This is a genomic window from Phyllobacterium sp. 22229 (genome assembly GCF_052056495.1).
Taxonomy (GTDB): domain Bacteria; phylum Pseudomonadota; class Alphaproteobacteria; order Rhizobiales; family Rhizobiaceae; genus Phyllobacterium; species Phyllobacterium myrsinacearum.
The window spans coordinates 76,204-101,071 of the sequence record NZ_JBQEPA010000017.1; the positions used below are offsets into that span (position 1 = coordinate 76,204).

31 protein-coding genes and 1 riboswitch are annotated in these 24,868 nt (G+C 55.2%); of the genes, 10 read left to right on the forward strand and 21 right to left on the reverse strand.

Features of this window, described 5'->3' with window-relative positions:
• Positions 1 to 91 precede the first annotated feature (91 nt).
• Complete coding sequence (locus ACTJJ7_RS19875) at positions 92 to 1,243, forward strand: acyltransferase family protein (RefSeq protein WP_440968570.1); 1,152 nt, start codon at positions 92 to 94, stop codon at positions 1,241 to 1,243.
• A gap of 144 nt (positions 1,244 to 1,387) precedes the next feature.
• On the opposite strand, the gene ACTJJ7_RS19880 is transcribed toward ACTJJ7_RS19875, so the two are convergent.
• On the reverse strand, positions 1,388 to 1,699 hold the full coding sequence (locus ACTJJ7_RS19880; protein ID WP_105735690.1) for a PepSY domain-containing protein: 312 nt from the start codon (positions 1,697 to 1,699) through the stop codon (positions 1,388 to 1,390).
• Between the two features lie 374 nt (positions 1,700 to 2,073).
• Between ACTJJ7_RS19880 and ACTJJ7_RS19885 the strand changes: the two genes are divergently transcribed.
• Positions 2,074 to 2,298: a hypothetical protein gene (locus ACTJJ7_RS19885; RefSeq protein WP_440968571.1), complete on the forward strand. Its 225-nt coding sequence runs from the start codon at positions 2,074 to 2,076 to the stop codon at positions 2,296 to 2,298.
• Here ACTJJ7_RS19885 and ACTJJ7_RS19890 read toward each other — a convergent pair.
• Positions 2,267 to 2,941: a class I SAM-dependent methyltransferase gene (locus ACTJJ7_RS19890; protein WP_110003322.1), complete on the reverse strand. Its 675-nt coding sequence runs from the start codon at positions 2,939 to 2,941 to the stop codon at positions 2,267 to 2,269. The two genes, ACTJJ7_RS19885 and ACTJJ7_RS19890, sit on opposite strands and share 32 nt — an antisense overlap.
• Before the next feature lie 343 nt (positions 2,942 to 3,284).
• Here ACTJJ7_RS19890 and ACTJJ7_RS19895 point away from each other — a divergent pair, with 343 nt between their 5' ends.
• Positions 3,285 to 3,740, forward strand: a complete 456-nt coding sequence (locus tag ACTJJ7_RS19895) for a pyridoxamine 5'-phosphate oxidase family protein (RefSeq protein ID WP_158531322.1) — start codon at positions 3,285 to 3,287, stop codon at positions 3,738 to 3,740.
• On the opposite strand, the gene ACTJJ7_RS19900 is transcribed toward ACTJJ7_RS19895, so the two are convergent.
• Complete coding sequence (locus ACTJJ7_RS19900; protein ID WP_440968572.1) at positions 3,737 to 5,524, reverse strand: HAD-IIIC family phosphatase; 1,788 nt, start codon at positions 5,522 to 5,524, stop codon at positions 3,737 to 3,739. The genes ACTJJ7_RS19895 and ACTJJ7_RS19900 overlap by 4 nt on opposite strands.
• A gap of 114 nt (positions 5,525 to 5,638) precedes the next feature.
• On the reverse strand, positions 5,639 to 6,370 hold the full coding sequence (locus ACTJJ7_RS19905) for a class I SAM-dependent methyltransferase (RefSeq protein ID WP_105735700.1): 732 nt from the start codon (positions 6,368 to 6,370) through the stop codon (positions 5,639 to 5,641).
• Positions 6,371 to 6,677: 307 nt separating this feature from the next.
• Positions 6,678 to 6,740, forward strand: a riboswitch (Fluoride riboswitch).
• A 26-nt stretch (positions 6,741 to 6,766) separates the two neighbouring features.
• On the opposite strand from ACTJJ7_RS19905, the gene crcB reads away from it, so the two are divergent.
• Positions 6,767 to 7,162, forward strand: coding sequence for a fluoride efflux transporter CrcB (gene crcB / locus ACTJJ7_RS19910; protein ID WP_440968632.1), 396 nt, complete (start codon positions 6,767 to 6,769; stop codon positions 7,160 to 7,162).
• A 34-nt stretch (positions 7,163 to 7,196) separates the two neighbouring features.
• Here crcB and ACTJJ7_RS19915 read toward each other — a convergent pair whose 3' ends face one another.
• Positions 7,197 to 8,003, reverse strand: a complete 807-nt coding sequence (locus ACTJJ7_RS19915; RefSeq protein WP_440968573.1) for a nucleotidyltransferase domain-containing protein — start codon at positions 8,001 to 8,003, stop codon at positions 7,197 to 7,199.
• Between the two features lie 212 nt (positions 8,004 to 8,215).
• Between ACTJJ7_RS19915 and ACTJJ7_RS19920 the strand changes: the two genes are divergently transcribed.
• The 3 genes from ACTJJ7_RS19920 (at position 8,216) to ACTJJ7_RS19930 (ending at position 10,275) form a co-directional block, all read left to right on the forward strand.
• A complete protein-coding gene (locus tag ACTJJ7_RS19920) occupies positions 8,216 to 9,028 on the forward strand; it encodes a class I SAM-dependent methyltransferase (protein ID WP_440968574.1) in 813 nt (270 codons plus the stop codon).
• 165 nt (positions 9,029 to 9,193) lie between these two features.
• Positions 9,194 to 9,673 carry a VOC family protein gene (locus ACTJJ7_RS19925; RefSeq protein WP_105735707.1) on the forward strand — a complete coding sequence of 160 codons (480 nt, stop codon included), beginning with the start codon at positions 9,194 to 9,196 and terminating at the stop codon, positions 9,671 to 9,673.
• Between the two features lie 188 nt (positions 9,674 to 9,861).
• A complete protein-coding gene (locus tag ACTJJ7_RS19930) occupies positions 9,862 to 10,275 on the forward strand; it encodes a hypothetical protein (RefSeq protein WP_440968575.1) in 414 nt (137 codons plus the stop codon).
• Positions 10,276 to 10,333: 58 nt separating this feature from the next.
• Here the strand turns inward: ACTJJ7_RS19930 and ACTJJ7_RS19935 are convergent, their stop codons facing one another.
• Positions 10,334 to 10,585 (reverse strand): enoyl-CoA hydratase-related protein, encoded by a 252-nt coding sequence (locus ACTJJ7_RS19935; protein ID WP_440968576.1) that lies wholly within the window; start codon positions 10,583 to 10,585, stop codon positions 10,334 to 10,336.
• Positions 10,567 to 10,830 (reverse strand): enoyl-CoA hydratase/isomerase family protein, encoded by a 264-nt coding sequence (locus tag ACTJJ7_RS19940; protein ID WP_440968577.1) that lies wholly within the window; start codon positions 10,828 to 10,830, stop codon positions 10,567 to 10,569. Before ACTJJ7_RS19940 ends, ACTJJ7_RS19935 begins: the two co-directional genes overlap by 19 nt.
• A 185-nt stretch (positions 10,831 to 11,015) precedes the next feature.
• On the opposite strand from ACTJJ7_RS19940, the gene ACTJJ7_RS19945 reads away from it, so the two are divergent.
• Entirely contained in the window at positions 11,016 to 11,519 is a 504-nt protein-coding gene (locus ACTJJ7_RS19945) for an AAA family ATPase (RefSeq protein ID WP_440968578.1), read from the forward strand.
• Between the two features lie 234 nt (positions 11,520 to 11,753).
• Here the strand turns inward: ACTJJ7_RS19945 and ACTJJ7_RS19950 are convergent, their stop codons facing one another.
• From ACTJJ7_RS19950 to ACTJJ7_RS19960, 3 genes are read right to left on the reverse strand one after another with little or no spacing between them, the layout of a single operon-like run.
• On the reverse strand, positions 11,754 to 12,005 hold the full coding sequence (locus tag ACTJJ7_RS19950; RefSeq protein ID WP_440968579.1) for a hypothetical protein: 252 nt from the start codon (positions 12,003 to 12,005) through the stop codon (positions 11,754 to 11,756).
• Positions 12,006 to 12,007: 2 nt separating this feature from the next.
• Complete coding sequence (locus tag ACTJJ7_RS19955; RefSeq protein WP_440968580.1) at positions 12,008 to 12,265, reverse strand: hypothetical protein; 258 nt, start codon at positions 12,263 to 12,265, stop codon at positions 12,008 to 12,010.
• A 29-nt stretch (positions 12,266 to 12,294) separates the two neighbouring features.
• Positions 12,295 to 12,711, reverse strand: a complete 417-nt coding sequence (locus ACTJJ7_RS19960; protein ID WP_440968581.1) for a DUF2750 domain-containing protein — start codon at positions 12,709 to 12,711, stop codon at positions 12,295 to 12,297.
• 133 nt (positions 12,712 to 12,844) lie between these two features.
• Between ACTJJ7_RS19960 and ACTJJ7_RS19965 the strand changes: the two genes are divergently transcribed.
• A complete protein-coding gene (locus ACTJJ7_RS19965) occupies positions 12,845 to 13,492 on the forward strand; it encodes an SOS response-associated peptidase (RefSeq protein ID WP_440968582.1) in 648 nt (215 codons plus the stop codon).
• A 457-nt stretch (positions 13,493 to 13,949) separates the two neighbouring features.
• Here ACTJJ7_RS19965 and ACTJJ7_RS19970 read toward each other — a convergent pair whose 3' ends face one another.
• The 6 genes from ACTJJ7_RS19970 to ACTJJ7_RS19995 all read right to left on the reverse strand — a co-directional run bounded on the left by ACTJJ7_RS19970 (position 13,950) and on the right by ACTJJ7_RS19995 (position 16,633).
• Positions 13,950 to 14,342: a hypothetical protein gene (locus tag ACTJJ7_RS19970; RefSeq protein ID WP_440968583.1), complete on the reverse strand. Its 393-nt coding sequence runs from the start codon at positions 14,340 to 14,342 to the stop codon at positions 13,950 to 13,952.
• Entirely contained in the window at positions 14,342 to 14,926 is a 585-nt protein-coding gene (locus tag ACTJJ7_RS19975; protein ID WP_440968584.1) for a Panacea domain-containing protein, read from the reverse strand. The genes ACTJJ7_RS19970 and ACTJJ7_RS19975 overlap by 1 nt, the downstream gene beginning before the upstream one ends.
• Positions 14,927 to 15,070: 144 nt before the next feature.
• Entirely contained in the window at positions 15,071 to 15,379 is a 309-nt protein-coding gene (locus ACTJJ7_RS19980) for a hypothetical protein (RefSeq protein WP_440968585.1), read from the reverse strand.
• 132 nt (positions 15,380 to 15,511) lie between these two features.
• Positions 15,512 to 15,748: a hypothetical protein gene (locus ACTJJ7_RS19985; RefSeq protein WP_440968586.1), complete on the reverse strand. Its 237-nt coding sequence runs from the start codon at positions 15,746 to 15,748 to the stop codon at positions 15,512 to 15,514.
• Positions 15,748 to 15,927, reverse strand: a complete 180-nt coding sequence (locus ACTJJ7_RS19990; RefSeq protein WP_440968587.1) for a hypothetical protein — start codon at positions 15,925 to 15,927, stop codon at positions 15,748 to 15,750. Before ACTJJ7_RS19990 ends, ACTJJ7_RS19985 begins: the two co-directional genes overlap by 1 nt.
• Positions 15,928 to 15,931: 4 nt before the next feature.
• Positions 15,932 to 16,633: a hypothetical protein gene (locus ACTJJ7_RS19995; protein ID WP_440968588.1), complete on the reverse strand. Its 702-nt coding sequence runs from the start codon at positions 16,631 to 16,633 to the stop codon at positions 15,932 to 15,934.
• Positions 16,634 to 16,764: 131 nt separating this feature from the next.
• Here ACTJJ7_RS19995 and ACTJJ7_RS20000 point away from each other — a divergent pair, with 131 nt between their 5' ends.
• Positions 16,765 to 17,646, forward strand: a complete 882-nt coding sequence (locus tag ACTJJ7_RS20000; RefSeq protein WP_440968589.1) for an FkbM family methyltransferase — start codon at positions 16,765 to 16,767, stop codon at positions 17,644 to 17,646.
• Here the strand turns inward: ACTJJ7_RS20000 and ACTJJ7_RS20005 are convergent.
• The 5 genes from ACTJJ7_RS20005 to ACTJJ7_RS20025 all read right to left on the reverse strand — a co-directional run bounded on the left by ACTJJ7_RS20005 (position 17,638) and on the right by ACTJJ7_RS20025 (position 24,864).
• Positions 17,638 to 18,084, reverse strand: a complete 447-nt coding sequence (locus ACTJJ7_RS20005) for a hypothetical protein (protein ID WP_440968590.1) — start codon at positions 18,082 to 18,084, stop codon at positions 17,638 to 17,640. The genes ACTJJ7_RS20000 and ACTJJ7_RS20005 overlap by 9 nt on opposite strands.
• On the reverse strand, positions 18,084 to 19,250 hold the full coding sequence (locus ACTJJ7_RS20010; RefSeq protein ID WP_440968591.1) for a hypothetical protein: 1,167 nt from the start codon (positions 19,248 to 19,250) through the stop codon (positions 18,084 to 18,086). The genes ACTJJ7_RS20005 and ACTJJ7_RS20010 overlap by 1 nt, the downstream gene beginning before the upstream one ends.
• A gap of 284 nt (positions 19,251 to 19,534) precedes the next feature.
• Positions 19,535 to 21,130 carry a hypothetical protein gene (locus ACTJJ7_RS20015; RefSeq protein ID WP_440968592.1) on the reverse strand — a complete coding sequence of 532 codons (1,596 nt, stop codon included), beginning with the start codon at positions 21,128 to 21,130 and terminating at the stop codon, positions 19,535 to 19,537.
• Complete coding sequence (locus ACTJJ7_RS20020) at positions 21,130 to 23,595, reverse strand: hypothetical protein (protein WP_440968593.1); 2,466 nt, start codon at positions 23,593 to 23,595, stop codon at positions 21,130 to 21,132. The genes ACTJJ7_RS20015 and ACTJJ7_RS20020 overlap by 1 nt, the downstream gene beginning before the upstream one ends.
• On the reverse strand, positions 23,596 to 24,864 hold the full coding sequence (locus ACTJJ7_RS20025; protein ID WP_440968594.1) for a tail fiber domain-containing protein: 1,269 nt from the start codon (positions 24,862 to 24,864) through the stop codon (positions 23,596 to 23,598).
• Positions 24,865 to 24,868: the final 4 nt, after the last annotated feature.

Consider the following 24,868-nt stretch of genomic DNA (forward strand, 5'->3'; position numbering starts at 1 on the left):
GCGATGCCGGAGACCGAAAGACCAGCCGATTGGGCGTTGCGCATCGATACCATGCAATAGTGCTGCAATGTTCCCGGCCGATCAGAGCAGGATGACACATCTTCGCGATTCCAGCCTGCCCGGCGGCCAACCGCACAGTGACGGGATTGACCTGTTGCGCGGGCTGTCGGTTGTCTGGGTCATCCTCTTTCACCTTCAACTGCGCATGCCGTTCGAAACGACGCCGCTTGGCGCCCGGCTGCTGCCGGAAATCTTCAACGCAGTGTTGCGCAGCGGCTATTACGGCGTCGTCATTTTTTTCGCCATTTCCGGTTTCCTGATCACAACCACCTCGTTGCGGCGATGGGGGCGCCTCGACACCATCAATCCTGTGGATTTCTATGTGCTGCGGCTGACCCGAATCTGGCCGTGCCTCATCGCGCTGCTGGCCGTCCTCAGCCTGTTGCACCTGCTGGCGGCGGATGGTTTCGTCGTCACAACGGTGCCGCTCTACCGGGCGCTGCTCGCCGCGCTGTCATTTCACGTCAATTGGCTGGAGGCAGCGACAGGATATTTGCCGGGCTCCTGGGATATCCTGTGGTCGCTGGCGGTGGAGGAAATGTTCTATCTCGTGTTTCCCCTGCTCTGCCTGGCGGCGCGCATGCCGGGCCGCCTCGTCGCGATGCTTTGCGTCTTCGTGGTGCTGGGACCACTCGCGCGAACGGTTCTTACGGACAACGATCTGTGGGCGGATAAATCCTATCTTTCGGGCGCCGATGCCATTGCCCTCGGCTGCATCGCCGCGCTTGTTTCCCAGCGCATGAAGGACCGGCCCGCTCTGCGCGGCGCCTGCCTTGCCGCGGGCGTGCTGCTGTTTGCATTCATCTTCATTTTCCGGCGGCAGACCAGCGAATTAGGACTGACCGCGCTCGGCCTCAATGTCACGGCGCTGGCGCTGGCGGTTTGCCTGATGCTCATTGCCCTGCAGGATCGCCGTCTGGCCTTCGGTGCCCGTGCCTTGGCCGTCACCGCTCCCCTCCGCTGGTTCGGGCGCAACAGTTACGAAGTCTATCTCAGCCACATGCTTGTCATCACGCCGCTGGCGTCCCTCGCCCCGGCAGCCGGCAGCGATACAGTGCCAGCCCTGATGTTTTTTCTGGCCGGCCTTGTCTTGTCGGGGATAACCGGCGACGGGATTGCCCGGTTCTATTCGGCCCCGCTCAATGCGGGGTTGCGCAGCCTATACGGGCAGCGGCCTGGATAATTGCCACGGCGCCGCCGAAAACCCAGCCGAGAGGCCGGAGCGAGGTATGGGCCAGCACGGCCTTCCCCTCCCACCCGATATCAAGATGCAGGCACCCCGCCATCCCCTGGGGATAGCGGGGCGAAATGCTGCTGCAAGCCGGGATCAGTCGACTGAAATCACTTCCCCGGTGCGGCGATCGATGGAGACGCTGATGTCGTCTCCCTGATAATCGGTTCCCTCGACGATGATGCGCGACCGCGTCCGCCTGATATCGTCGACCTCGCGCACGCCTTCGGAACGGGCAATCCGCACCGCCGTCCGCTCACTGATGCTGACGCTGCGGTAAGGCCGCTCAAATTGCGGATCGACAAGGCGGACACCGCCGGGACCTATTTCGATTGATTGCGCAAATGACGGCGCTGAAGCCAACAACGTCAGAGCCGCTACACCTGCCATTGCCAAAACTTTGAACATGACTCTCTCCTTAACACGACCCACCAAAACCATACACCACATATGCTTTTGCCGACGCCCCCGAAGCAGGGTTAATGATTTGTTTAGGGCTATAGTGTGGCTGAACGCGCCGGGAAACAGCAGTCCCGATAACTTTCAGAAAACGCGTGTTACGAAGCGATCGATTTTCGATCCTTCCCGGATAAAGAGCCGACTGTCTGCAATCCGCTGATCGCCGGATGAAGACCGTCGCGGCATCCTTGCGCTTGTCGCTGCGGGGATCATCCTCTTTGCGCCAAGGGGAAGCGCCGCCTGAACCCTCCGGCATGAATCGGGTGGCTGGGCACCCCGGCCCAGGCGTAGATTGAACCCACACCGCAGGGAGTGTGGGTTCAATGTTGTCTCTCTTGAATGCTTTGCATGCGATGGCCGCCCGGCGGGGTGAAGGTCTGCACCCCGCACTGGCCGCGCGGCTGGAACAACATGCCGGCGGCAGTTGCGAGCGACCGGCTGCGGTCCCGCAGCCGGATCACACCGGCCCGCCGGAGGGCGGCCAGGTGGTTCAGATCGATCTCGGCGTGATGCTGTTCAGGCGCGGCCGGGGTCGTCTGGCGGAATGATCATCATCGTATGGTTGAGGTATGGGGTCTTCTCCAGAACAACAACCGAGTCATGAAAATGAATTGCAGACGTCGTGCGCGTGATGTCCGTTTCCGCAACAACCTCGTCACCATACAATGTTGCCGCGGCATGCATCTCATCGACAAATCCCTTGCAACGATTGATGAAATTGTTCGGCGAGCGCAGACCTCCACCCAGTTGCGGCCAGTAGCCACCGTTCAAGTCTTCCGCCAGATAGATGCCGTCACGGGCCATCCGCGGATGAAGGTAGTCGAAGGAAACATTGATATCGTCGTGATGATGGCTGCCGTCGTCCAGGACCACATCGGGAGCGCCGAACTCATCAAGCACGCTCTGCAGAAACTGCGTGTCGCTCTGGCTGCCGATCCTCACATGGATCTGTTCCTCTTCGAAAGCCTTGCATTCCGGCCGAATATCGATTGTCACGATACGGGCCATGGGACCAAAGTAGTATTTCCACATTTGCGCCGAACCGCCCTGCCCCGTTCCTATTTCCAGAAACGTGACAGGCCGGTTCACGTAGCGTGAAAAATATCGCTCATAGATTGGGAAATAGTGAGCGCATTTTATTATCTGTCGACCAGTATTGTTAATGAAGTACGTGTAAAGGTTCATGGTCATCTTTCTTTACGTGTAGCGTTTATCGCAGAGTTGCGCACAGCAGACATCAACAATTACTATGGTATCCGTCAAGTTTATTTTTCTGTAGTTCCATAAAGCGAAAAACAGCCCGAAATTCTGACGAACGACGGAATTGTCATGTCGAAATTCTTGTCATCTCGCCGGTTTTGCGCAGTCGATTGAACTGTCCTTCCTGCAGCAGGCCGAAGCCATTCAGCGGTTTGACAAGGGGCAAAGCGCCGCCAATAATTGGGGCGTGTTGTACCCCCCGGTTTCACGGCAGCGACACACCCGTGAGAAAATGCAACGCGCCGCAGGTTCAAGAAATTCAGGAGCATCCTCGATGATCATTAATGAGATGACGAAGGCCGAAATCAATGCCTTGCTCAGCCGCGCGAGCATTGGCCGCCTGGCCTGTTCGCGCGATGATCACCCCTATATCGTCCCGCTCAGGTTCGCCTATCACTCCGTCTTTCTCTATTCGTTCACGACGCTTGGCCGAAAGGTCGAATGGATGCGGGACAACCCGCGTGTCTGCGTTGCGTTTGATGAGATCGACGCGACCAATCGCTGGCAAAGCGTGCTCGTCAACGGGCTCTACGAAGAACTGTCGAACGATCCGTCCCATGTCGACGCCCGCGCGACCGCGCACCATCTTCTGAGTGCATCCGCCGAATGGTGGCAGCCCGGTTATGCAAAGACCGTCATTCGCGATTCAGAGCGGCCGCTTGAACCCATTTTCTTCCGGATTTCGATCCTTGAAACAAGCGGGCACAAGGCTGTCAAAACCGCCAGCTAGATGAATTTGACGTGCGGCGGGACTGGGACCGTGTTTTCGCCGAGCGCCCATATCCCATTGTCAAATTCAAACCCGCATTTCTGGTAGAGATCGCGGCACAGGCTGTTTGCTTCGGTTTCCGTGTACACGCCCTTCAACTGAGGATGGATTTTGGCAAGCCCTGCGATGACAGCCTGCTCAACGCCAAGGCCAACCACGCGGCAGCTCATCACGAATTGGAGGATGACCTGGTTTCTCACAATGGCAATTCCGACCAGACCGTAATCGGTGTATTTGTCACCGACTTCGAAGATCTCGAACGTGGCGCCCGACAGGAAGGCCTGCAGGCATTCGTTGACGGTCCAGCGCTTGCCCGTGGTGTTGAACTGATTTGACTTGTTGATCAGTTCCAGAGCTCGCGGAAAGCGTTCGTCGTCCACGGTGTTGATCGACCGGATGCCGACGGAAACATCAAGCGAAGCCAGGAATTCCTCCCGGGTCATATCGGCCTTTGCCGTCTCGCGCTGCACCTGCGCCTGTATCATCTCGGTGCGCCGGCTGGACTCCTGCGTGACATACGCAACCTGTGTTTCCGGCGCCCAAAGCAGCGTGCTGCGGATCGAATACAACTCCTCGCCAAGGACACGGATGGCCGGAAATGCCGCTTGCACGCTCTCCCGCTCCACCGGATTGTCATCGATGAAAAGAACGTTCTTCGACAGGAGATTGGTTTCGTTGAGAATATCCTGGATGTTTTCCGCCTTTGGCTTCCAGTTTATTTTCCGGACCGCGAAATCGTCGATATCCAGCCGGTGCTTGAGCAATTGAGGCCACAGATCGAGAATTTTCGCTTCGTCATTCTTGCTGACGATGGCCAGGATGATGCCGCGCTGCTTCAAAAATTTCAGGGCTTCGATCAGGCCGAGCGGCCACCCTTCAAGGACAAAGCGATTGTGTATGCCTTCTTCAGCGATAACGCCGCGCCACAGCGTGTCGTCCAGATCGAGGATCACCAGCTTGACGCTGTCCTGCTGCGTGAGCGTCCGGTACATTGCATGGATCTCGCTCCAAAAACCGAAGATGAAATCCTCTATGTTAAACGGGTAAAGGCTGGTCAGTTTCGCCGGCTGGACAATGCGGGTTGTGTCGTGAATGGAATCCCAGTCATTGGCGTAACCGGCATGCGACCAGTTCCAGACGAGATCCTCCTGAATGAACTTGCGGCCGAATGTCTGCGCGATCGCATCGGTCTGGACCATGTGAGCCCCATGTTCCCTTGCCAGTTCGTGCAGTTTACGGTTCAACTGCTCGACGAAATAGGTGGGGTTGCGCAGGTCATAACGCGGCAGAAGCCGCCCCATGTGATTCTGCTGCGGCGTAAAATATTCGGACACGAAGGTCGTGAGCCTGGTGTCTTTTGTGAATGCCAGCGCGCCGGTAAATGTCTGGATCAGACGCTGCTCGCATTCCCACAATTTTTCCCTGAACGGCTCTTCGCTGGTATGCGGAATATCCGACAGCATGTTTTCCGGCACAATCGTCCGCAAGGGCAAATGTATGAGCTGGAAGGCATATTCTTCGATTGGATGCGGCGGTTCTGTCAGATCACCGGGGTAATTGTACAGGACATGATCGACTTCCGCGCCCTTGAAGATGACATGGGCGTAGTGGAATAGACCCGCCGCCATGCACGATCCGACAACGAGGATTCGTTTAACCGGTACGGGTGTTACTTCCAGTGTATCGGGGGTTCTGAATTTGTAGGCGATCTTTTGATTACGCACAGAAGCCGTGGTTTCAAGCATTCAGAGCACCTCCAAACAATCGAAGATCAAACTATGCGGTGCCTTCAAATCGCCGCAAGACACATCGCGAAGGCAAAGGACGAAAAGCGCGGCATTGGCGGTTAGAGTAAACGCCTATCCAAGTATCCTGATGGCGGCCTGTTCGAACGCAGGAACCAGCCCGATATACTCGTATTTGACGTCGTTCTGTGCGGCAAACTCCTGCAATGCCAGATGCTCGTGACGCTTCCAGTCGGGGTAATTGAAATAATCATCAAACAAGATGACGGTCCCCGGAACGATCCTGTCGCGAAGCTCGGTCAGAATTGTTTTTGTCGATGAATACAGATCGCAATCCACATGAATGAAGGAAGCCTTGCCTGGATGGCTTGCAAGGAATGGCCGTAAACTTTGGTCAAACCAGCCAACGACGAGCTGAACATTTTCACGGACGGCTGGAAGGTCTTCCCGCGCGAAGGTTCCGGCCTTGATGCCAGGCGTCCAATCTTCCGGAAGGCCCTTGAAGGAATCAAATCCATAGATGACTTTATTGTGCAGTTTTTCGGCCGTTATGTTGATGGTGTGGCCGGAATACACACCGAATTCAAGCACCAGGCCATCCACCTCTATTTGATCCAGGGCGAATTTCAGAAGCTCTTCCCGGCTCGCGAACCGGGGCCGGTTGCGCATGTGCTGCTGCACATAATAAAAACACTCGATCGCGGTCGCGAAGTAAGCAACGGAATCGATGTTGTAGGGGCCGCCCACTGTCCCGAATATCTTGTCGTGGGACAATTTTACCTGGTGATAGAATATCGCTTCAGCCTCTGCGCTCGGAAATAGTCCAGAGCCACCGTGATTATCCATAGCCACCTCCAAACAGAGTAAATCTGAACTACAGTCACTCTGTATGAATTCAGTAACTTCATCAATATGCGACATGTTAATCTACGCAATAAATTCTTTGCGACGATATTTCTTAGTTAATCTGTTCGTTATTTGTATAAATCTGTCGCATTTTGAATTATATCTGCACTGCCCTGTACTTGATATTACCGCAAATCAGGGTTCGCCTATGGCCTGGGCTTGATGTGAACGGCCTGCGACAGGAAAGCCGCAGCAAGGACCGTTTCCGAAACACGCGCTTGCCGAATGTCAACGCTTTCTGTATTCGTAACGTACTGGGAATGGGGTTCTCCCAATAACCGCCATGATGGCTGATGACTCCTGCTTTTAACCGGCATCCGGCCGGAAGGAGTGGGTATGGAATCGATGTCTCTTTACATTTTGGTCTTCGTCGGCGGCGGCATAGGCTCGGCCTTGCGTCTGGGTGCCAATCAGGTCTCGTTGCGTCTGCTGGGCCCAGACTGGCCCGGCGGCACCCTCTTTGTGAACCTCGTCGGCTGCTTTCTGATGGGATTGTGCGCGGGTTGGTTTGCTTTTCGTGGCGGCGGGACGGAATCCCAATCGGTCCGGTTGCTGATTACAACCGGCATTATCGGCGGCTTTACGACATTTTCGGCCTTCGCGCTTGATACGGCAACCCTATGGCAACGCGATAACGGAATTGCATCCGCCGCCTATGTGATCATTTCCGTCGCCGGCTCCATCCTGGCGGCGTTCATCGGCTTGTCCGTATTTCGCGGGACAACGCCCTAGCAGCGGTTTGCGGCGGCCGGACAGCCACGGGCCGTCAGGATAGGCCGTCCGGTTTTATGAGTCCCACTTCGCGCTCAAGATTGTTCCATGTCGCTTCCTCAAACGCCTGCGGCCATTCGATATTCCATCTCTCTGCCATTTTTCGAGCCCGTGGCAGAAAGGCTTTCGCGCAGGCAAGGTGAGCGTCGATCAGGGACTGGGGCGTCGGCTCCAGCGGCGGAATGCTGGCGAGCAGGCCCAGTTGCTCGGGGGAAAGCCTGCGGCTCCACGCCAGCATACCGCCCTTGTCCGACCGTTCGACCTCCTCGCTCAGGAGATTGAAGAGCATCATTCTAAGCAACTCGACGCCGGCCATGCTGAGGAGATACTCCCTGCGGCCGCTCGCGACAGCCAGGAGGCCGAACACGCGGAAAAACTCATTGATGAGATAGGCGACATATCCCTTGTTGGGTCCAGTCCAGGGAACCGTGGCCGGTAAAGCGTCATACAGGCCCTGCCTGTCGATCAGGGGCTTGAGCGCGTCCCTGCTGCGCTTCTTCAGCGATTCCGCATCGGCTACGGCCAGATCGACCCGCTGCCATTGGTCGGTGATGGCATTGAAGACGCGCTCCTCCTTGCCCAATTCGTTCCAGAAGACAACCGGCGCGATGGTTTCGAGCTGGTGCCGCCACCCGGCGCTGAACTCAGCCTGATCATCACGCGCAACGATCGCCAGCAGGTCGACATCGCTGTAGGCATCGGCCTGCCCCTTTCCGAAGCTGCCCGCCAGAAACAGCGCGATCACCCTTTCATTGGGTTCAAAGACGTTCCTGATCTTCTCGATAAATTGCTCTTGCCACACGGGGGTGTTCTCCGGCCTCCATGGCAGGATAGTAAGCCGCCATCGCCGCCCGTGGAAGGGCTGGCGCCTCCATTGCGGCCCCTGCCGTGCCTTTATCGACCTGCAGCGCCCGGTATGATAGGTTTCAGCAGCCTGATCTTGCTTTCTCCCTGGCGAAGCGATGGCGGCCTGCGCCGGTCGCGCAGGGCTCAAACGGATGGCGGGTGTTTGCGATGCTGGAAACAGACAAGGTGTTCGCCGGCTCGGTTCCGGAAAACTACGACCGCTATATGGTGCCGTTGATTTTCGCGCCGTTCGCAGCCGATCTTGCACGGCGCGCCGCGTCGATGAAGCCGGGCGCCGTGCTGGAAACCGCGGCAGGCACCGGGGTTGTCACCCGTGCATTGGCGCCAGAACTGCCTCCTGGTGCCAGCTATACCGCAACCGACCTGAACCAGCCCATGCTCGACCGCGCTGCTTCGCGGCAGCCTCCCGGCCGGCCCATCCTGTGGCGCCAGGCGGATGCTTTGGCACTGCCGTTTGACAATGCGGTCTTCGATCTCGTTTGTTGTCAGTTCGGCGCGATGTTCTTTCCCGACCGCCTATCCGCCTACCGCGAAGCCAGGCGGGTGCTGAAGCCCGGCGGACATTTCCTGTTCAATGTCTGGGATCGCATCGAGGAGAACATATTTGCAAACGATGTGACGGATGCGCTCGCAAGGATGTTTCCGCAGGATCCGCCGCGCTTTCTGGCCCGCACACCGCACGGCTACCACGATACGGCGCTGATCCGCAGCGAGCTGGCGGACGCGGGTTTCTCCCGTGTGCTGATCGAGACAAGGGCTGAACAAAGCCGCGCCTCCTCGCCGCGCCTTCCGGCCATTGCCTATTGCCAGGGAACGCTGCTTCGCAACGAAATCGAGGCGAGAGGCGCGGGAAAGCTGGCAGCGGCAACCGACTATGTCGCATCCGCGCTTGCCGGCAGGCATGGCAGCGGCGCGATTGCGGCCAAAATCCAGGCTCACATCATTCTGGCGGCGGTCTGACCTGCATTACGCCCGTTTTGACCGAAAGAGGCTGCGGCGTTAAGGTAGACCGGTTGCCACGGCCACAGGGACACCGCTTTTCAATGCGGAAAGATGCGTTTGGCTCAGACGGCCGCGGATGAGGATTGGAGACCGCGTCAACGTCAAGATGGGAAAGGACGAACCATGGTAAATGCCAAGAACACGATCTGTATCTGGTACGACAAGGATGCCGAGGCGGCAGCCCGCTTCTACGCCGGGGTTTTTCCCGACAGTTCAGTCAAAGCCGTTCATCGCGCTCCCAGCGACTACCCGTCCGGCAAGGCGGGCGATGTGCTAACGGTGGAATTCACGGTTGCCGGCATCCCCTGCATCGGCCTCAATGGCGGACCGGTGTTCAAGCACAGCGAAGCATTCTCGTTTCAGATCGCCACGGACGATCAGGAGGAGACCGACCGATACTGGAACGCCATCGTCGGCAATGGCGGCGAGGAAAGCGCCTGCGGCTGGTGCAAGGACAAATGGGGCGTCTCCTGGCAAATCACCCCGCGCGCGCTGACCGACGCGATGGCTGCCGGCGGCGCTGAAGCAAAACGCGCGTTCGATGTGATGATGGACATGAAGAAGATCGATATCGCCGCAATCGAGGCGGCCCGGCGCGGGTGACGGCACGATACCGCGCCTAACGCCTGTTGTGGAATGCAAACGGCCCGTGCACGATAGCGAACTTACAGTGATGACATGACGGGGCTTCGTTTTTCGCGTACCGATGCGTGAATGAGAGGCTCCGCCACTCAGTTTCGGTATTGGCTCTATTTTTACTTTCACACACCACTTATTTGGGGGGAAACCAAATGAACCGCCATCGTGTTCTGATCACATCATCATTTGTGGTTTTGAGCCTTTCCGGCTGCGTGACAGCGGGGAATGATGCCCGAGACGCTTATACAAAGACATCTCTTTCCGGTCAGGAGATCTTTATCTACCACGATACGGAGGTCAATCCTGACTGTTCAAATGCTGGTATGCCAGTTGTCAAAGCCGTTGCGGGACCAAGTCATGGTTCCGTCCGCATTATTCAAAGCAAAGTCTATCCCAATTTCAGCAGGGACAACATGCGCTATAAATGCAATGCAAAAGCCGTCGATGGAATAAAGGTCCTCTACACATCGGATAAGGGCTTTAAGGGGCGCGATAAAGTGACGATTTCCGGCCATACTTCGACCGGCAATGCTCATTTAACGACGGTGGATATTAAAGTGGAATAGAGTATAGCGCACCGCCGACGAGGAGGCATGCCACCCGATTGCCATGGCCGCAGCCTCGTCATCGATCCTGAAAGGAAGGCGGACGCTTCTCAATGAAGGCCGCCATGCCCTCGGCGCGGTCGTTGAGGGCAAAGGTGAGATGAAACATCCGCCGCTCAAGGGCAAGACCGCTCGACAGCGATCCATCAAGCCCCTGCATCACGGCCGCCTTGATCATCTGCACCACCGGTGCCGAAAGGGACGCGATCCGGGATGCAACCGACTTCGCCTCGTTGATCAGTTGATCGGGCGCTACAACACGCGAGACCAATCCCTGGCAATGCCATCGGCCATTGTAAGGCCATGCATCTCCTTGACGCCGGCGCCCGCGGCGAAGTGCATGCCCTCCCCGGTGAGGATGATCACCTTGATCGCAGGATCAGCGTCCAGCCGGTCCAATGCACGCGTCAGCGCTTCAACCAGCGCTTTCGACAGGGCATTGCGCTGCAGGGCACGGCTGATCGTGGCGGTTGCGACCGCCTGCTCAATGGAAACGATGATGGATTCCGGATGCATCCTGCCCTCTCGCTGGCCGGAAGCTTGGCGCAAGCGGGAGGTGGGATGAAGTCAAATATTCTCATCCGGTACACGCCGCATTTTGATGCAAAGAACACATTCCGTCGCCCGCCTCAGCTTGCCACTTTGCGGCTGGACACATAGGATTCGCTGCATTCGGGAAGAGGTCATATATGCTGATCATCATGAGCGGACTTCCGGGCACTGGAAAAACCACCATAGCGCGTGAGCTTGCCCGGCGCCTGAACGGCGTGTTTTTGCGCGCTGACACGATTGCACAGGCTCTCATTGCGGCAGAGGTTATGAAAGACGATGACAATCCAACGGCATACATCGTCGGATATGCCGTCGCGGAGGAAAACCTGCGCACGGGAGCAACCGTCATTGCCGATTACGTCAATGGTCTGGCCTTGACCCGCCAGGCATGGCGGGATGTGGCAGCCCGCGCCGGTGTTCCCTTTCACGCGATTGAGGTCATATGTTCGGACATGGCAGAGCATCGCCGCCGGGTTGAAACGCGGGCTTCAGATATTGCCGGTCTCGTGCTGCCGACGTGGCAACAGGTCGCCGGCCGGACTTACGAAAAATGGGATGCGGGAACGACGACGATCGATACGTTTACCACCGGCCTTGAAGATGCCGTTGCTGGTTTATTGGTTCAACTCGGGAAAAGCCGCAGCGATCATTGAACGGAGCATCCCGGCGGTTGGAAAATGATTCCGGATTTTCGTCCAACCTGTTGAAAGGAAATGGCGATCCCGGCTGGATTCGAACCAGCGACCGTCGGCTTAGAAGGCCGTAAGAAATTGTTGTTTTTCAATGATTGTTTCGAAAATGTGGATGACTTTTTTCTTCCTAAGAGTGGCAAAGTCTAAACTCCATTCTTGACCGCTATAACACTACACTGCGGCCTGTTGACCATCCTAGCCTGTTGGGCTCACTTTCTGTTCGACATTCACATTCAACCGTATTCCGACATTCTTGGATTTGCACTCCGAACAATAGAGCAACGGTGTCAGGGTATGGTGCATAGCCAGAAACTCAGGCCCCAACTTCTCCACGAGGTATTTTAGATCGAGGGGCGCACCGTGCTGGCACTCCCTATTGTAGCAAACCGCACTGATCATATCACCAGCTTGGAGGTGATAACCCAGCGTATTGTAGTTCTCGCCCATGGTCACATCTCCACCAACCGCCAGACCAATTGCTTGCGGTTTGACCGGTCCCGGCAGACCTGAAACGCCATCACCTCAGTATTCTTCGTGTCACAACGCTCGCACTTGAAGTTGATCCGATCCAGCGGGCAATCTGGCACGTAAAATACGAGAAGGTCCCTTGCGAAGAAGGTGGATTCCTTGCCGCAGCGGGTGCATTTCACATGCAGGAAGAAGCCGTGTTTCGCCGCTTTGCCGAGCGTGTCGACGTTCACTGTCATCGGGTTTTTCATTCAATAAATTGGGGCGATCAGTGTTGAGCGGGAGAAGCATCCAACGCGCCGCGAAGGTCGGCTTCGAACTGCTCAACGGACAATTCCGCCAGGTGGCCATCTGGATCGGGAAACACGCCGACACCGAACCCTTCGCGCTTCAACGCTGGCAGGTAGTGGTCAAAAACGGCAGCCAACGAAATCTGCACAGCTATCGTGAGTTCGGGGAGTTCCCTGTTTTCGTCCAAACAGAACGCATCGACAAAAGTCATTGCGGGCCAAACCAAGAGAAGCCCCGGCAGGTCTTGGCCTTCCATCATTCCCATGCGGTTCCCATCGGTGTACGCAAACATCTGCTTGTGTTTAGCCACGGTCTCAATGAAGAACTTGTAGCGCTCCTCACTCGGAAGATTGTTCAAACGGCGAACTTCTGCCGCTGTCGGTTCGAATGCCATTTTACCCTCCCTGTGCTACTCTTCCGCAACAATTGACACGTGAACAAAATGAGAACAAATTCGACGAGAGTCAAGATCAGAGATGTCGCAGAGTCCATCTTGTGATCGCATCGGGATCGGATATCATTCAACCATGTGCAACCTTTACAGAATAACCACCGGCTTTCAGGCAATGCGCGATCTCTTCAAGGGGATCGGCAACCGAACGAACAAGACTGAGTTCGATGACAATATCTATCCCGATTACCCTGCCCCAATAGCGCGCAAGGATAAGGACGGGGATATGGAGTTGGCCATGCTCCGCTGGGGAATGCCGACGCCGCCCATGTTTGTTAAGGGTGAAACTGATAGCGGCGTAACCAACATCCGAAACGTGAAGTCTCCGCACTGGCGGCGCTGGCTTGGTCCTGACAGCCGCTGCGTCATTCCGGCCACACGATTCTCGGAATACGGCAGCGTCCGCGATCCTGAGACAAAGAAGCTCCCGCTTCACTGGTTCGCATTGACTGAGGACGAACCTCTGTTCTGGTTTGCTGGTGTTTGGACCAAATGGCACGGAACCCGGAAGAAAAAGGAAGGCCCGGTTGATACAGAGATATTCGCTTTTCTGACCACCGAACCGAATGCTGTTGTGAAGCCCATCCATTCGAAGGCAATGCCGGTCATTCTACGAACGGCGGATGAAATCGACATCTGGATGAATGCGCCAGCTGAAGAAGCCCTGAAGCTTCAAAAGCCGCTGCCCGATGATGAACTGGTTGTTCTTGCGCAAACAGGGTGAATGGATGAAAATCAAGGCGCCGAAGGCCAAGGGCAAATACCCTGATCGATTTGAAGATTGCCAGTTGGCCATTGAGGATGGTTTGATTGATCTGATCGGGGCCGCATCAACTTGCGAGGTGGTGTCAGCAGGAAGTCATCACAGCGATCATAGCTGTTGCGGACAATACGGCTCTTGCAATAGATGCGAAGGCAAAGACAGACGTTAAGATTCGCCTGTCGAAATTCATGAAAAAGAAATGACGGAATGTCCGAGACACCCAAATCCATACTGCCCGAAGGCAGATTAAACCACGTCTGCGAACATGAAGGTTGCAACGAGGTTGCACCGTTCGGCTTTAACAAGCGCTATGGAACGGAGTGGTATTGCGGTGAGCATAAAGCTGAGGGCAGCAATGGGACCGTGAACGGCTGGGCTGGGTTTAAGGCTGGATGATCTTATACACAAAAATCAGATTTTACGCTTCGTCCATAAGCAGTTTCAGTGTTGTCAAAAGTCGGCTTTTGTCTGCATCAATCATCGAGGTAATCGATTTTGCAAACTCGTAAAATTCAGATGCGACGTCTTTCGGTAATCTGCACATCTTTCTCGGACGGAGCGGCCCGAGCATTTTGGGCGTTTTTCGCATAACTGTTGGGCATGAAAAAACAGTACGGCCTGTCCGCGATTTAGGTAACTCAGGAATCTTACCGCAATCAATTCCAAAGTGATCTCTATATTCGCCTTCCGAGTTCAAGAAGATAAATCCGAAGCGTTCACTGTTATCATCAAAATAGAAGCAGAAATGAAATTTGGCCTTTCCAGCGACGGAACTCTCAAAAAGAACAATGTCACCCACTGAAAATGCCATCAAGAAATCTGCGATATGTCCTGAATTTCCCGTGCTCGCTCAAAATTCGGCTTTTCAAAAAGCAACCCCAAGCTCATTGGAAACTGCTTTCGATCAGTACCCTCTTCCCATGCATCAAGATACGCTGGGTCCTCATGGGTGAGATGGCGAATTTGACCGAAGGACAGGCTTTTCACTTTAGCGACAGCTGTAGCAATGGCAGACTTGTCACTTGGAGCCAAAAAGTCATCCACCCAACCAACCTCAGCGGCATGATAATGTTTCTTACCACCGCCAACTTCAGTAACTTGCCATGGCAGATCATCAATACCATGCGTCCGCTTTGCAATTTGGTCGCCCTTAAGTAGATTATAGGCTGTAGTCGGAACTGGGCCATGCTTCATAGCAACGTACATATCCGATGAAATCAGACGTCCATATTCATTCAAATGCGCCCGATCTGCCAAAAACATTGACTTAACGACGTCATATTGTGAGAATTTTGCACCTAAATCATCGGCCACATGTATAATATAGCTAATAGCCGCAACTATTCTGTCCACGTCAGGCTTTATATTAACTATTTCTGCCTTTTGACGGCCCATGTGAATCACCTAATCCAACCCCTATCAATTAGGGTAGCAGAACAAATATCGTACGAATATGGTAATTTTGTATTGTCAATAATTAATTTCGACATTGTGGCAGGAAGCACTCACAGAAGGCCATTCGTAATTCCCTGATCTTACTCAACGCGGCGCGCCCGGCCTTGGCGCTTGTGTACTGTCCACATACCGCGCAACCCGATCAATGTTGATGGCCATGTTTGACAGGGTGACTTCCATTCGGGTCATTCGGTCCCGAACATCGCCATTCTGCGTCTCCAATCGCTCGATGCGGGTTTCCAGCTTCGTCACATCGATCTTTGTCCGATCCACTCCCGTACTGATGACTGCATAAGAAATTGAAATCCCGGCAACCACAGTGCCAATCGTAATGAGGTTGCCCAGGCTCATTTTCATATCGACGCTCATTCCCATCATCTGGCGGTCGGTCATTTGCCTTTCCCCTTACAGTAGCTGTCATAGGCGGCATTATTCTGTCGGGCTTGCAACTGGGTTTCCTGCGTGTCGCGGCTGGAATACGTGACCGGCTTCCAAGCCCGCTCACACAGGTCACGCCGGGCCGGATCAGTCGCGCTTATAAGGATCGTTCCGCACCCCGTCAGAATTGACGTTGTGGCGAGCATCAGCAGCAGAACTGACATCTTTGTAGTGATTTTCGAGAGCATCGGCGTTCCTTGCCTTCTGATTGGTACGCTCGACTGAGCGGCCCTTGAAGAATGCTGCGACAATGGCCGCCAGTACCGCACCAAGCGCCACCAACAGGCCATTGCCGCCCGAAATGAGGGAGAGGATTGTCGCCATCACTTTTCCTTTGGACGGTTAGGGAATGCCCAGACCAACAGGGCAGTGAGAAAGCCCTGAACGGCAATGGCAATCGTGTTGATCGTTGCATCGTCCATACCAAGATCGATGCCGAAGGCAGCGCGGATGAAGGCAATGAGGCCGATAATCAGCGCCACCCAAAACTTGGTTGCTGTCATGGGGTTATCCCTTCTTGAAGATGCGACCGAGCAGGCCAGCGAGGATCGCAAAGAGCGATTGCGGTTTGGTCGGCTGCTCCGGCGTGGGTTGCGGTTTTGCTGGTTCAACGGGTGTTGGCGTGACTGGAGCCGATGTGACGGCCTTCACGCGATCAAGAACAGCCTCCACGGCCTCAGGCTTCACCAAAGACTTGTTGAGGCCGTCTCCTGCATAGAAGGACTGGCCACGACTGACGACACGAGAGCCGCCCTTGGTGGCCGCGAGGACTGGGAATGATGCCCATTCCTGAGCAAGCCGCCTGCCAAACTCCGTCCGACTGATCTTCCCGGCCATGAAATCCTCATAGCCGCGCCGCTTCAGGAGGTGATATGCAAGCCGATCCTGAAAGTCAGCGTCGAATACCTGCGATCCGCTTAGGTTCAACTCGCCCGACATGTCTTGGAGTGTGGTACGCATGAACTGGGCAGCGCCGGACGCCGAAGACGCCTTGTCGTAACCCCAGTTCTGTTTCACCCAGGCCTTGTTCGACCAGTTGCGCTGTGCGTCGATCAACTCGCCCAGGGTCATCCTTGTGATGGGCTTGGAAAGCCGGTTCTGGCGATTGCCGAAGATGGTATCGTAACAGATTGGCGGCGGACATCCGGCGTCTGTTCGATACACAAAGTCGAGCAGGATCGCCGCCCCGCGAGGGATGGTTCTATCCATAATGGATTTCCTTGTTGTGGTTGATTTCTGCTGCGCTTGCTTACAAGCGCGCCGTGTGATTGAACGAATCTAGAGCCGGACAACGAGCGATCTGCTTTTGCTGGCCATTTTGAAACATGTGGGGATATTCAGTGCGGGTATTTAAGGTCAAATTCGCCGGGGTTCAGTTTAAACTCTCCGAGCAAGGGACGCCTGACATTGCTGCGCGTGAAATCCGAAAAGGCACTTTTGAGCCCCCATTGCCAGCGATGATCACTGGCACTGTTTCTCATTCAACCGGTGCTTTTCTCGATGTTGGCGCAAATAGTGGTGTCTATAGCGTCCTTGCAGCAACAACTCGGCCAAACGTAAATGTTTACGCATTTGAACCATTGCCTGATTGCATCATATCCGTCGAACGCAACATTGATCTGAATGATCTCGCAAGCCGCGTGAAACTACACAAGGTTGCTCTGAGCGACACTACGGGCACGGCAACCCTTTACTTGCCGGACCCAGAACATGGTCTCTTGGAGACAAGTGCATCCCTTGAAAAGAGCTTCCAGAAATATGCGAAAGAGGTCGTCGTTGAAAAAACGACACTCGATGAATTGGCAATTCAGGAAGCGATATCCGTCATCAAGGTCGATATTGAAGGTCATGAACCTGCATTTTTGCGTGGCGCATCAAAGACAATCAGAAAAAATCGCCCTATCATCTTTTCGGAAATTCTCGCCGCAGTTGATGTATCGGAATTCATGAAATTCAAGACGGATTTTGAGTATGTTTCGTTCCGCCTCATGGATGGTTTTGTCGTCCCGACACCCGATGTGCAATTCGATATGCAATCATGGAATTGGGCCTTTGTTCCGCATGAAAAATTAACATTCTTTTACGGCGTCTGTTCGGATCAAGGATTGGAAGTTACAGAGACCCCCACTCCGAATACACACAAATCGAACCCAATTCGGCAGGTACGGTCATTTCTGGGCCGCTCTTTTGTTCGCGCCAAAGGTCTCGCTAAATTACGCTGATACCCACTGAGGGCCAACAACCGTCCGCCAATCGTCACCCCAAACTTTCGGTGCGACCTCAGTCATGAGCACCATATCCCATATGAAAGTGGTGGCATTGTTGAACTGGTTGCGACATGTCATTTTCTTTACGGTTGGAACAACCGCTTCAATCATTGTCGCGAATTGATCAAGTTTTCCCAAGCCGTCGAGCAATCCATAGAATTGCTCTGGCGATAGTGGTTTGTTTAACGGCAGCACGATGGGAGGCGCAAAGTCCGCAATATCACCGTACTCACCGGCGAGGCCCTTACTCCAAATCTCCTGACCGTAGTTCGTCGGGCTCTCAGGGGTTGCGGTGTATGGGATGACCCCAAGCTCAACAGTATCAACATCCGCATCAAATGCGGAGCGATCTGACCTGACCCAGCGAAGATTTTTTACAGATTTGATGATCATTATGCTGCCTTTTTCAAATATATGGTCACCGCACCATCGCTGATTGCCGATGTGACAATGCTGACGCCGCAGCACATCCATGTTCCACTAGGACCTAGACTGCCGTAACCATCGCCATGCGAGTTGGTGTATTGAAGTTCGCTGCCAGATTTCAGTGTACCTGGAACCGGCGCAGATCCAGAAACTGCCTTGAGCATCGCATATGTACCGACATCACCTACGTTCTGAGCGGCTACGGTAGGCATGATCTGGGCGATGGCATTGGTCTGTGCCAACCCTGCATATGCGCTTGCGCGCGCTTCGATGCGGGCATTGATCGCGTTAAAAGCGTCGGTGTAGGTAGCATTCCATCCTGCCCAGACTGAACCGCTAACATTGCCGTCGCTGTTAAGCGCGGCAGAACCGGCACCGAGTGATGACGGGGCCGTGAACTTTCCATCCGCACCGAACGTAAAAGAAACTGTACCTGCTACTCTCAGAAAGGCGTTGCCACCAACGCTCTGCGCGTAGAGCGCCGCCTTTTCTGTTCCGGCCGCATTCCGCAATGACAAAAAGGAAAAAGAGTCATTGTCTACGGTGATTGATCCTTGAGTAGAGATACTCTTGGCCGCGAGCAGCAGTTCAGCGATGCGAACATTGCCGCCAGTGAACCGTATGTCGCCCGTCCCGGTCTGAATAATCTGCAGCTCACCATTTGCACCGGCAATGCGCATGATGCGAGCGTTGTAGTCCGATGCAGGCGTAGCATGCAGGTCAATAGCCGCCACGGTATCAGTGGCTTGGTTTGCTCCAAGCTCGATGGTGTTCATGCCGGGGATGTAATAGAGCGGGTCAAAAAACTCGCGCAACTTTGTCTTGATGACTGACCAAGAGAAGCGCTTCAGTTTATTTGTGTCCTCGCTGTCCAGCACAAGGAATGTATCGTTATCAACTGGCACGGCCTTGGTTGCCGCCGCTGCAAGGTCAGCGGTTGCCATTGCTCCAAGGTTATTTCGAGCAGTTGTAGCGTCAGTCGCGCCAGTTCCACCTGCAGTGATTGGCCGGGCCGCATTGGCATCCTGAACCAGATCGTCAATCAGGGCATTATAGGGTGCTGATTGGATCGTGGTGTTTGGCACACCTTTCGTTCCGGCCGGCGCATTGTAGATACCGCCTGTTCTTGGCATGGCATTCTCCATAGACAAGCCGCCCTGATGAGGATGGCAAATATTGAAATGTTGGGGGATTCTCTTAAGCGTAGAGTTCAGGCATATTGCGTGGCATGAACCAAATTGACCACGATCCTGACGAATTCAAAAAAGAACATCCACTATGGAAAGCAATCCCATTTGCTGGAATTGCAATTGTCGTCGCCGCAGGTCAGGGACGATTGAACACCCAAGGCTGGGATTGGCGCGACTACACCGCGATTGCGCTTCTTATTGCCCTATTGTGGTGGCTATTGAAGCCTTCAAGGCCGAACAGTTTGGTTGATGGTCCCACCCATGATCATGCGAGCAAGGGTATCGCGTTTCGCCTTGGAAAGGCGCTGAACCGCATTTGGAGCGGCCTGCGTGGCCGATAGGTCTCCACCGACGCTGATGACCTTGAGCAGCTTCTGAACATTCTGATTAGTCATTCTGTCGGCCGCATACTTTGCGCCCATACCGCCCAGAGATGCAGCGCCCACCAATGGGTTGACCATTGCACCGCCTACGCCAAGCGCCGCCATCAGGCCGTTTCCTGAAGGTGACAGCTTGCCTGCAAGCCGCAGTGCGTTTTGACCCGAGGTGCCTCTGATTGCGGCTTCAAGGGCAGATTTTTCATCAGGACTGAAACCCCGGCCCTTTTCCAGAACCCGCCGCAGATTTTGACGTGTGGCATTATCCACATTGCCGCCTGATCCTGTTGAAGCAGCTCGCAAATCGGCCTTCTGGATTGCGTCATTGACCTGATCCAGCTTGCTCACCCGAGACCAAAGCCCCCTTGCCTCCTTGATTGCGTCTGATCCTACCTGGCTATTCCCAGCAATCACATCATCGGCGGCCGGGGATGTAGCCAACTCATCGACTCGTCCGATCATTTTCTTGATGAGCGCGTTGTTGGACTTGTTTCCCTGGATATAGGCATTTCCAGCCATTTTTCGGATGGTATCCAAGCCTTTCAAGGTAACATTCTTACCATTCAATTCACCCAATTGATTGAGAACAGCCGCAGCACCCGGTTCATTCGCAGGCAGGAAACCGCGATCAGTGAAATCAGAAATGATATTGTTCTGGAGCTTTTGAACACCGGTTGGACTGAACATCACCCCTGCGTCATCGGCACGTTTATAGGCCTGTTCAGCGGCATTACGCAGTTCTTCCAGGTTCGGAACTGCGGGCCCCTTATTGAAGAGTCCTGCCACCTTACCGATACCGGCCGACAGCGCCTCTCCTGCCACATTGCCGACAGTACCGCCAAGAAGGCCGAGACCCGCACCTTGCGCAAGGTTTTCATCATTGCCAGCAGCGGTCAATGCGCCGTATCCAGCTCCCTCTGCTCCCATCAAGCCAGTTCGCGCCAGTAGGCCTGGAAGACCTTGCATAGTCGCTGCTCCAGCCCTGCCGGCCAAGGTGATACCCTTCCCTGCAAGACCAACAGGAGTTGCGATGGCACCCCCGAATTCGGCAGCTGTTCCCGCTGATCCGGCGCGGTTCGACGCTTGCTGGGAAAGCTCCCGCTGGGCCTCCGTTCCCGTCCCACTCATGTAACCTGCCAACTTGTCGGCAAAGCCCATCGTGAGGCCGTTTACGCCCTTGCGCACAACATCATCGGCTGCTTGGAGTGGCTTTTGCCATGTGGGCAACTCGTCAAATGCCATCCGATCGGCGGTGCCGATATCATGGTTTTGCGTCAAGGAGGAAAGAGAGTTCCGCAAGTCCTGCGATTGCTGGGGTTCAGGAGTTGCCTGCTGTGGCAACGAACGAGCGATTTCCTCGACTGCGGCGCTCTGTTGATCCGGAGACATGGTCAAGAACGCATCGTCAACCTTGATGCGCTGACCGCTGATATTGAGGGTTGCCATTACTGTTCAATGCTCCATTTCAGACCACCGGAGGTAGTGCCCGCGCCAAGTGGAGCCGGGGTATTCTTGCCAGCACTCTTATCCACATAGCGAGGATCAAGGGTGCTCGGATCAATCCCCAACTTAGTTAAGGTCTTGACCGACTCCGGCGTAAGGAAGCTGGGCGCATCCTGCCCCATGACGTTCCTGTACCGCTGATTGTATGTCTCGGTACGTGCAGCCAGCATGTGAACAGCAGCATCAACCGCCGATCTCAACTGTTCCGGGGAACTACTCGTGCTGATTGCATTTTTCCACTCTTTGACAGTCTCGACTGGAACAGCGCCGACACCATGGAAGGCTTTGCCCAGCTCGTCGGCCACACCAAGGCGATAGGTTTCGAAGGCAGACTGTGCGCCCTGACCCGTCTTGCTGGCAAAATAGTTTCCAGCAGCGTTGACCCATGGATATTGGCCATTATCCAGCTTCTCCGCCGCATCGAGCATACCGCCCGCATGCTGGAGTGCGAGATTGCTTGACGCGGCAAGCTTTGCCATTTCGCCAGAAGCATAGTCCTTCCGGATCGCCACACGGGCACCGGACTGCGACATGTCAAATGTGGGATCGAACAGCGAGACGATGCGGGCAAGCTCCTGCCGCTCGCCACCCCGCATAGAAGTCACCTTTTCAATCGGGATACGGCCTTCTGAAATGCCCTGCACCTGAGCGCGCAAGGATGTCGGGAGCTTCGACAGGAATTCAGCCTGTGAGGCTGGATCGGGCGCGCCTTGCTCATTCAGGGAAACAGGCGGAAGGCTTTCCAGATCGATAGTGTTCCCATTGACGGTCGCACTGTTCTTGCCGCGCTTGACGTTGTTCACCCAGTCCGCAAGCGTACCGGAGTATCCGTCGTTCTGCTTGGCAAAATTATAGTTCTGGATGTCGGTTGTCTCTTTGTCCTTCCCGCTGTCCGGCGCAGTGATCCATTGGCCTGTATTGGGGTTGTAAAGCTGTCCATTGCCCGCATTCAGCAAAGCGGATTTGCCTCGCTTCAGGGCATCAATCTCCAACTGGCCTTTCTGTAATTGCAGCTGACGCATCGGATCGGATGCCTGTTGCTGGCGTTCGGCCTCCTGCTGATACTGGTACAGGGCGAGCTTCTTCATTTCCGGCGATAGAAATGGATTGCTCATCTGCCGGGCATAAAATTCCAGACGGTTGCCATTCTGCTGCGGCTGTTGTGCTGGAGCATCGGCCATCGACGGAGTCGGCGGAAAATACCCGCCATTGTCGGCAATCTGAACCGGCTGCTGACCCTGTGGCGCGAACATGCCGCCCATCATCTGGTCATTGGCGCGCAACATGGCGTCTGAAACGCCCGGCAGACGGCCATCCTGCCCCGCCTGTGGCGTTTGTGCCTGCTGAGGTGGCAATGGCGCCATTTGCTGGCCTTGCGGCGGCTGACCGTTTGCAAACTGCATACCAGCAGCAACTGAAAACTGCGGCTGGTCCGTCCAATCGACCGGCGCAACTTTCCCGGCTTCCGGGTAGTTGTTCTGCTGTGGTGCAACCTGATTGATGGCCTGCACCGCTGCACTCTGTCGTGGCCGAGTTGGTGCGTATGCCTGCTCCATTCCGGACGATGGATCGAGTGAAGCAACCTGCGTGGGCTGAGACGTTGATTTCCCGTTCTCAAGATCATTCACGATCTGCGCCAGTTGAGCATCCGGAACATTTTTCAGGCCAGCCCACTCCGATCTGAGACCTGCGATCTTTCCTTCCATCGTACCGGCTGCGGATATGCGGCTGCGCGCCAGATGCGTAGCAATCGCGTCCTGGGTATTGCGATCAAAGGGCGTATTGGGATCAATGCCCATCTGGTCAACAGCATTTCTCAAAGTTGTGCCAACGATCTGATGCCGTCCCATGGGCGTTGCAACGCGCCCGATCTGGCTCTTGACTGACTGTGCATATCGCCCATTCGGGTCAGAAAAGGCCAGAACATCCTTGATTGGCATCTGTGAAACATTGATGCCCGAAAAAGCTCCGCCATTGCGCTGCGCGTTACCGTAGAGGGTGTCGTAATTTCCGCCCCCTTCTGTTTTATCGAGCGCACCCAACAGAGAAGACGGGAGAGCGCTGGCTTCTGCATCCGGAGCCTGCACGCCGGTTGCGGCCGGCGCAGTAGGCGAGCCGCCAGCAGCAACGGAGGACGGAAATGCAGGCGCGCCCAGTCCCGACATACCGCTCAAGAAACCGGCGTCAGCACTGGCGCGGTTCTTGTCAAACTCGCCCTGTCCCTGCGCAATGCGGCGGTTCATGACGTTTGCCATGATGCCATCACCGAGCGCCGACAGCCCCTCGCCTATAGTTCTTGGAGAGCCGATATTGCCATACATATCGCGCACCATGGCGCGGGCGCGGTCCAAGTCTTCCTGCGTCTTGTATTTCTGGCCGGGGCCGAAGATGAATGACTGAACCGACATTTAAGCCCCCAATGCTTTGCCGTAATCGACAGCGAGAAGTCCACCGGGCATCTTGATGACAGCCGATGGCTTTTTCTTTTTGACTTCCTGGGCAAGAAGACCGAGGCGCTTCGGAGCGTCATCCGGCTCGCCCTTGTAGTGGTACATGTAAAGGTTGTGGCCATTGGCCTTACCGACCTTCTGGATGTCTTTCTTGACCCGCTCATCAGATGCGGCGATGAGTTTTCCGCCGAGGCCGAACAGCCCGCCGAGAATGCCGCCCGCAGCACCTGTCTTCTGCTGATAGGCGTTCACGTCATTTGCATATTTCTGCTGAACCAGTCCGGCATAATCAACAGTCGGGATCGACGGCATATTCGATGCACCGAACTGAGGCATGGTGATCTGCGAACCGGAGAGAAGCCCGGAGATTTCATTCAACGGCTGGTTGCGTTCGGCGAATTTCTCGCTCGTTGCAAGCTGTCGTTGCGTGTTTGCAGCATTGAACTGGGCAAGCTGCGCATTGGTCATCTGGTCCTGCAGCGAGTTGTTCGCGCCGATTGTGGTGTTCTTGTTCTGGAACATTTGCTGATTGGCGGTATTGCCGAAAGTCGCCTGATCGCGGGACAAACCGGCAAGGCGCGATTGTTCCTGTCCGGCAGCGAGCAACGTCGAAGTGCGAGCATCATTCGACGTGCGGCCGAAATCATCCATTGCAGCCTTATATGCATCAGATCCGATCTGAATCCCCTGATTGGCGAGACGCTGCTCAAGTGCTGCCCGGTCCTTGTCGAGGGATGGCTGAAGCCGAGACATGAGTGCGTCCTGGACTGCCTGCTTGTCCTTCGAGAAGTCATCCGTGTAGCTGGTCTGAAGCTGCGGTCCGTCCGCAAACCGCTGGTAATTCGGGCCCGTGATCTTCGACGCATCTCCTCCAGCCGGAAGGCCGTTGAGAGTGAATGGCGTACCGAGCAGCCCCTGAAGTCGCGACGATTGCGAGTTGGCAAGCTGCCCAAGGTTCAACTGTGCGGCGTCAGTCTGATCCTTGATGGCCTGCTGTTGCGGCGAAAGCGTCGTCGTCTGGTTGTACTGCGGGATGTCATAAACCGCCCCGTTTGTAGGATCGCGGAATTGCTTGCTACCGCTCTGGGAATAGGTAACGCTGCCGTCAGGGCCGTACTTGTTGACATTGCCGAGCTGAGCGTTTGCAAGCGCTGTTGTGACATTTGTCCCGGTCTGTGCCGCGGCTGTCTCTTTTGGATCGGGTGCTTTCGGTGCAGATTTTCCCATCGGC

Coding starts and splice junctions, on each gene's coding strand:
- ACTJJ7_RS19875 (WP_440968570.1), top strand. CDS start 92: ATGACACATCTTCGCGATTCCAGCCTGCCCGGCGGCCAACCGCACAGT.
- ACTJJ7_RS19880 (WP_105735690.1), bottom strand. CDS start 1,699: ATGTTCAAAGTTTTGGCAATGGCAGGTGTAGCGGCTCTGACGTTGTTG.
- ACTJJ7_RS19885 (WP_440968571.1), top strand. CDS start 2,074: ATGTTGTCTCTCTTGAATGCTTTGCATGCGATGGCCGCCCGGCGGGGT.
- ACTJJ7_RS19890 (WP_110003322.1), bottom strand. CDS start 2,941: ATGACCATGAACCTTTACACGTACTTCATTAACAATACTGGTCGACAG.
- ACTJJ7_RS19895 (WP_158531322.1), top strand. CDS start 3,285: ATGATCATTAATGAGATGACGAAGGCCGAAATCAATGCCTTGCTCAGC.
- ACTJJ7_RS19900 (WP_440968572.1), bottom strand. CDS start 5,524: ATGCTTGAAACCACGGCTTCTGTGCGTAATCAAAAGATCGCCTACAAA.
- ACTJJ7_RS19905 (WP_105735700.1), bottom strand. CDS start 6,370: ATGGATAATCACGGTGGCTCTGGACTATTTCCGAGCGCAGAGGCTGAA.
- crcB (WP_440968632.1), top strand. CDS start 6,767: ATGGAATCGATGTCTCTTTACATTTTGGTCTTCGTCGGCGGCGGCATA.
- ACTJJ7_RS19920 (WP_440968574.1), top strand. CDS start 8,216: ATGCTGGAAACAGACAAGGTGTTCGCCGGCTCGGTTCCGGAAAACTAC.
- ACTJJ7_RS19925 (WP_105735707.1), top strand. CDS start 9,194: ATGGTAAATGCCAAGAACACGATCTGTATCTGGTACGACAAGGATGCC.
- ACTJJ7_RS19930 (WP_440968575.1), top strand. CDS start 9,862: ATGAACCGCCATCGTGTTCTGATCACATCATCATTTGTGGTTTTGAGC.
- ACTJJ7_RS19940 (WP_440968577.1), bottom strand. CDS start 10,830: ATGCATCCGGAATCCATCATCGTTTCCATTGAGCAGGCGGTCGCAACC.
- ACTJJ7_RS19945 (WP_440968578.1), top strand. CDS start 11,016: ATGAGCGGACTTCCGGGCACTGGAAAAACCACCATAGCGCGTGAGCTT.
- ACTJJ7_RS19950 (WP_440968579.1), bottom strand. CDS start 12,005: ATGGGCGAGAACTACAATACGCTGGGTTATCACCTCCAAGCTGGTGAT.
- ACTJJ7_RS19955 (WP_440968580.1), bottom strand. CDS start 12,265: ATGACAGTGAACGTCGACACGCTCGGCAAAGCGGCGAAACACGGCTTC.
- ACTJJ7_RS19960 (WP_440968581.1), bottom strand. CDS start 12,711: ATGGCATTCGAACCGACAGCGGCAGAAGTTCGCCGTTTGAACAATCTT.
- ACTJJ7_RS19965 (WP_440968582.1), top strand. CDS start 12,845: ATGTGCAACCTTTACAGAATAACCACCGGCTTTCAGGCAATGCGCGAT.
- ACTJJ7_RS19970 (WP_440968583.1), bottom strand. CDS start 14,342: ATGGCATTTTCAGTGGGTGACATTGTTCTTTTTGAGAGTTCCGTCGCT.
- ACTJJ7_RS19975 (WP_440968584.1), bottom strand. CDS start 14,926: ATGGGCCGTCAAAAGGCAGAAATAGTTAATATAAAGCCTGACGTGGAC.
- ACTJJ7_RS19980 (WP_440968585.1), bottom strand. CDS start 15,379: ATGACCGACCGCCAGATGATGGGAATGAGCGTCGATATGAAAATGAGC.
- ACTJJ7_RS19985 (WP_440968586.1), bottom strand. CDS start 15,748: ATGGCGACAATCCTCTCCCTCATTTCGGGCGGCAATGGCCTGTTGGTG.
- ACTJJ7_RS19990 (WP_440968587.1), bottom strand. CDS start 15,927: ATGACAGCAACCAAGTTTTGGGTGGCGCTGATTATCGGCCTCATTGCC.
- ACTJJ7_RS19995 (WP_440968588.1), bottom strand. CDS start 16,633: ATGGATAGAACCATCCCTCGCGGGGCGGCGATCCTGCTCGACTTTGTG.
- ACTJJ7_RS20005 (WP_440968590.1), bottom strand. CDS start 18,084: ATGATCATCAAATCTGTAAAAAATCTTCGCTGGGTCAGGTCAGATCGC.
- ACTJJ7_RS20010 (WP_440968591.1), bottom strand. CDS start 19,250: ATGCCAAGAACAGGCGGTATCTACAATGCGCCGGCCGGAACGAAAGGT.
- ACTJJ7_RS20015 (WP_440968592.1), bottom strand. CDS start 21,130: ATGGCAACCCTCAATATCAGCGGTCAGCGCATCAAGGTTGACGATGCG.
- ACTJJ7_RS20020 (WP_440968593.1), bottom strand. CDS start 23,595: ATGTCGGTTCAGTCATTCATCTTCGGCCCCGGCCAGAAATACAAGACG.
- ACTJJ7_RS20025 (WP_440968594.1), bottom strand. CDS start 24,864: ATGGGAAAATCTGCACCGAAAGCACCCGATCCAAAAGAGACAGCCGCG.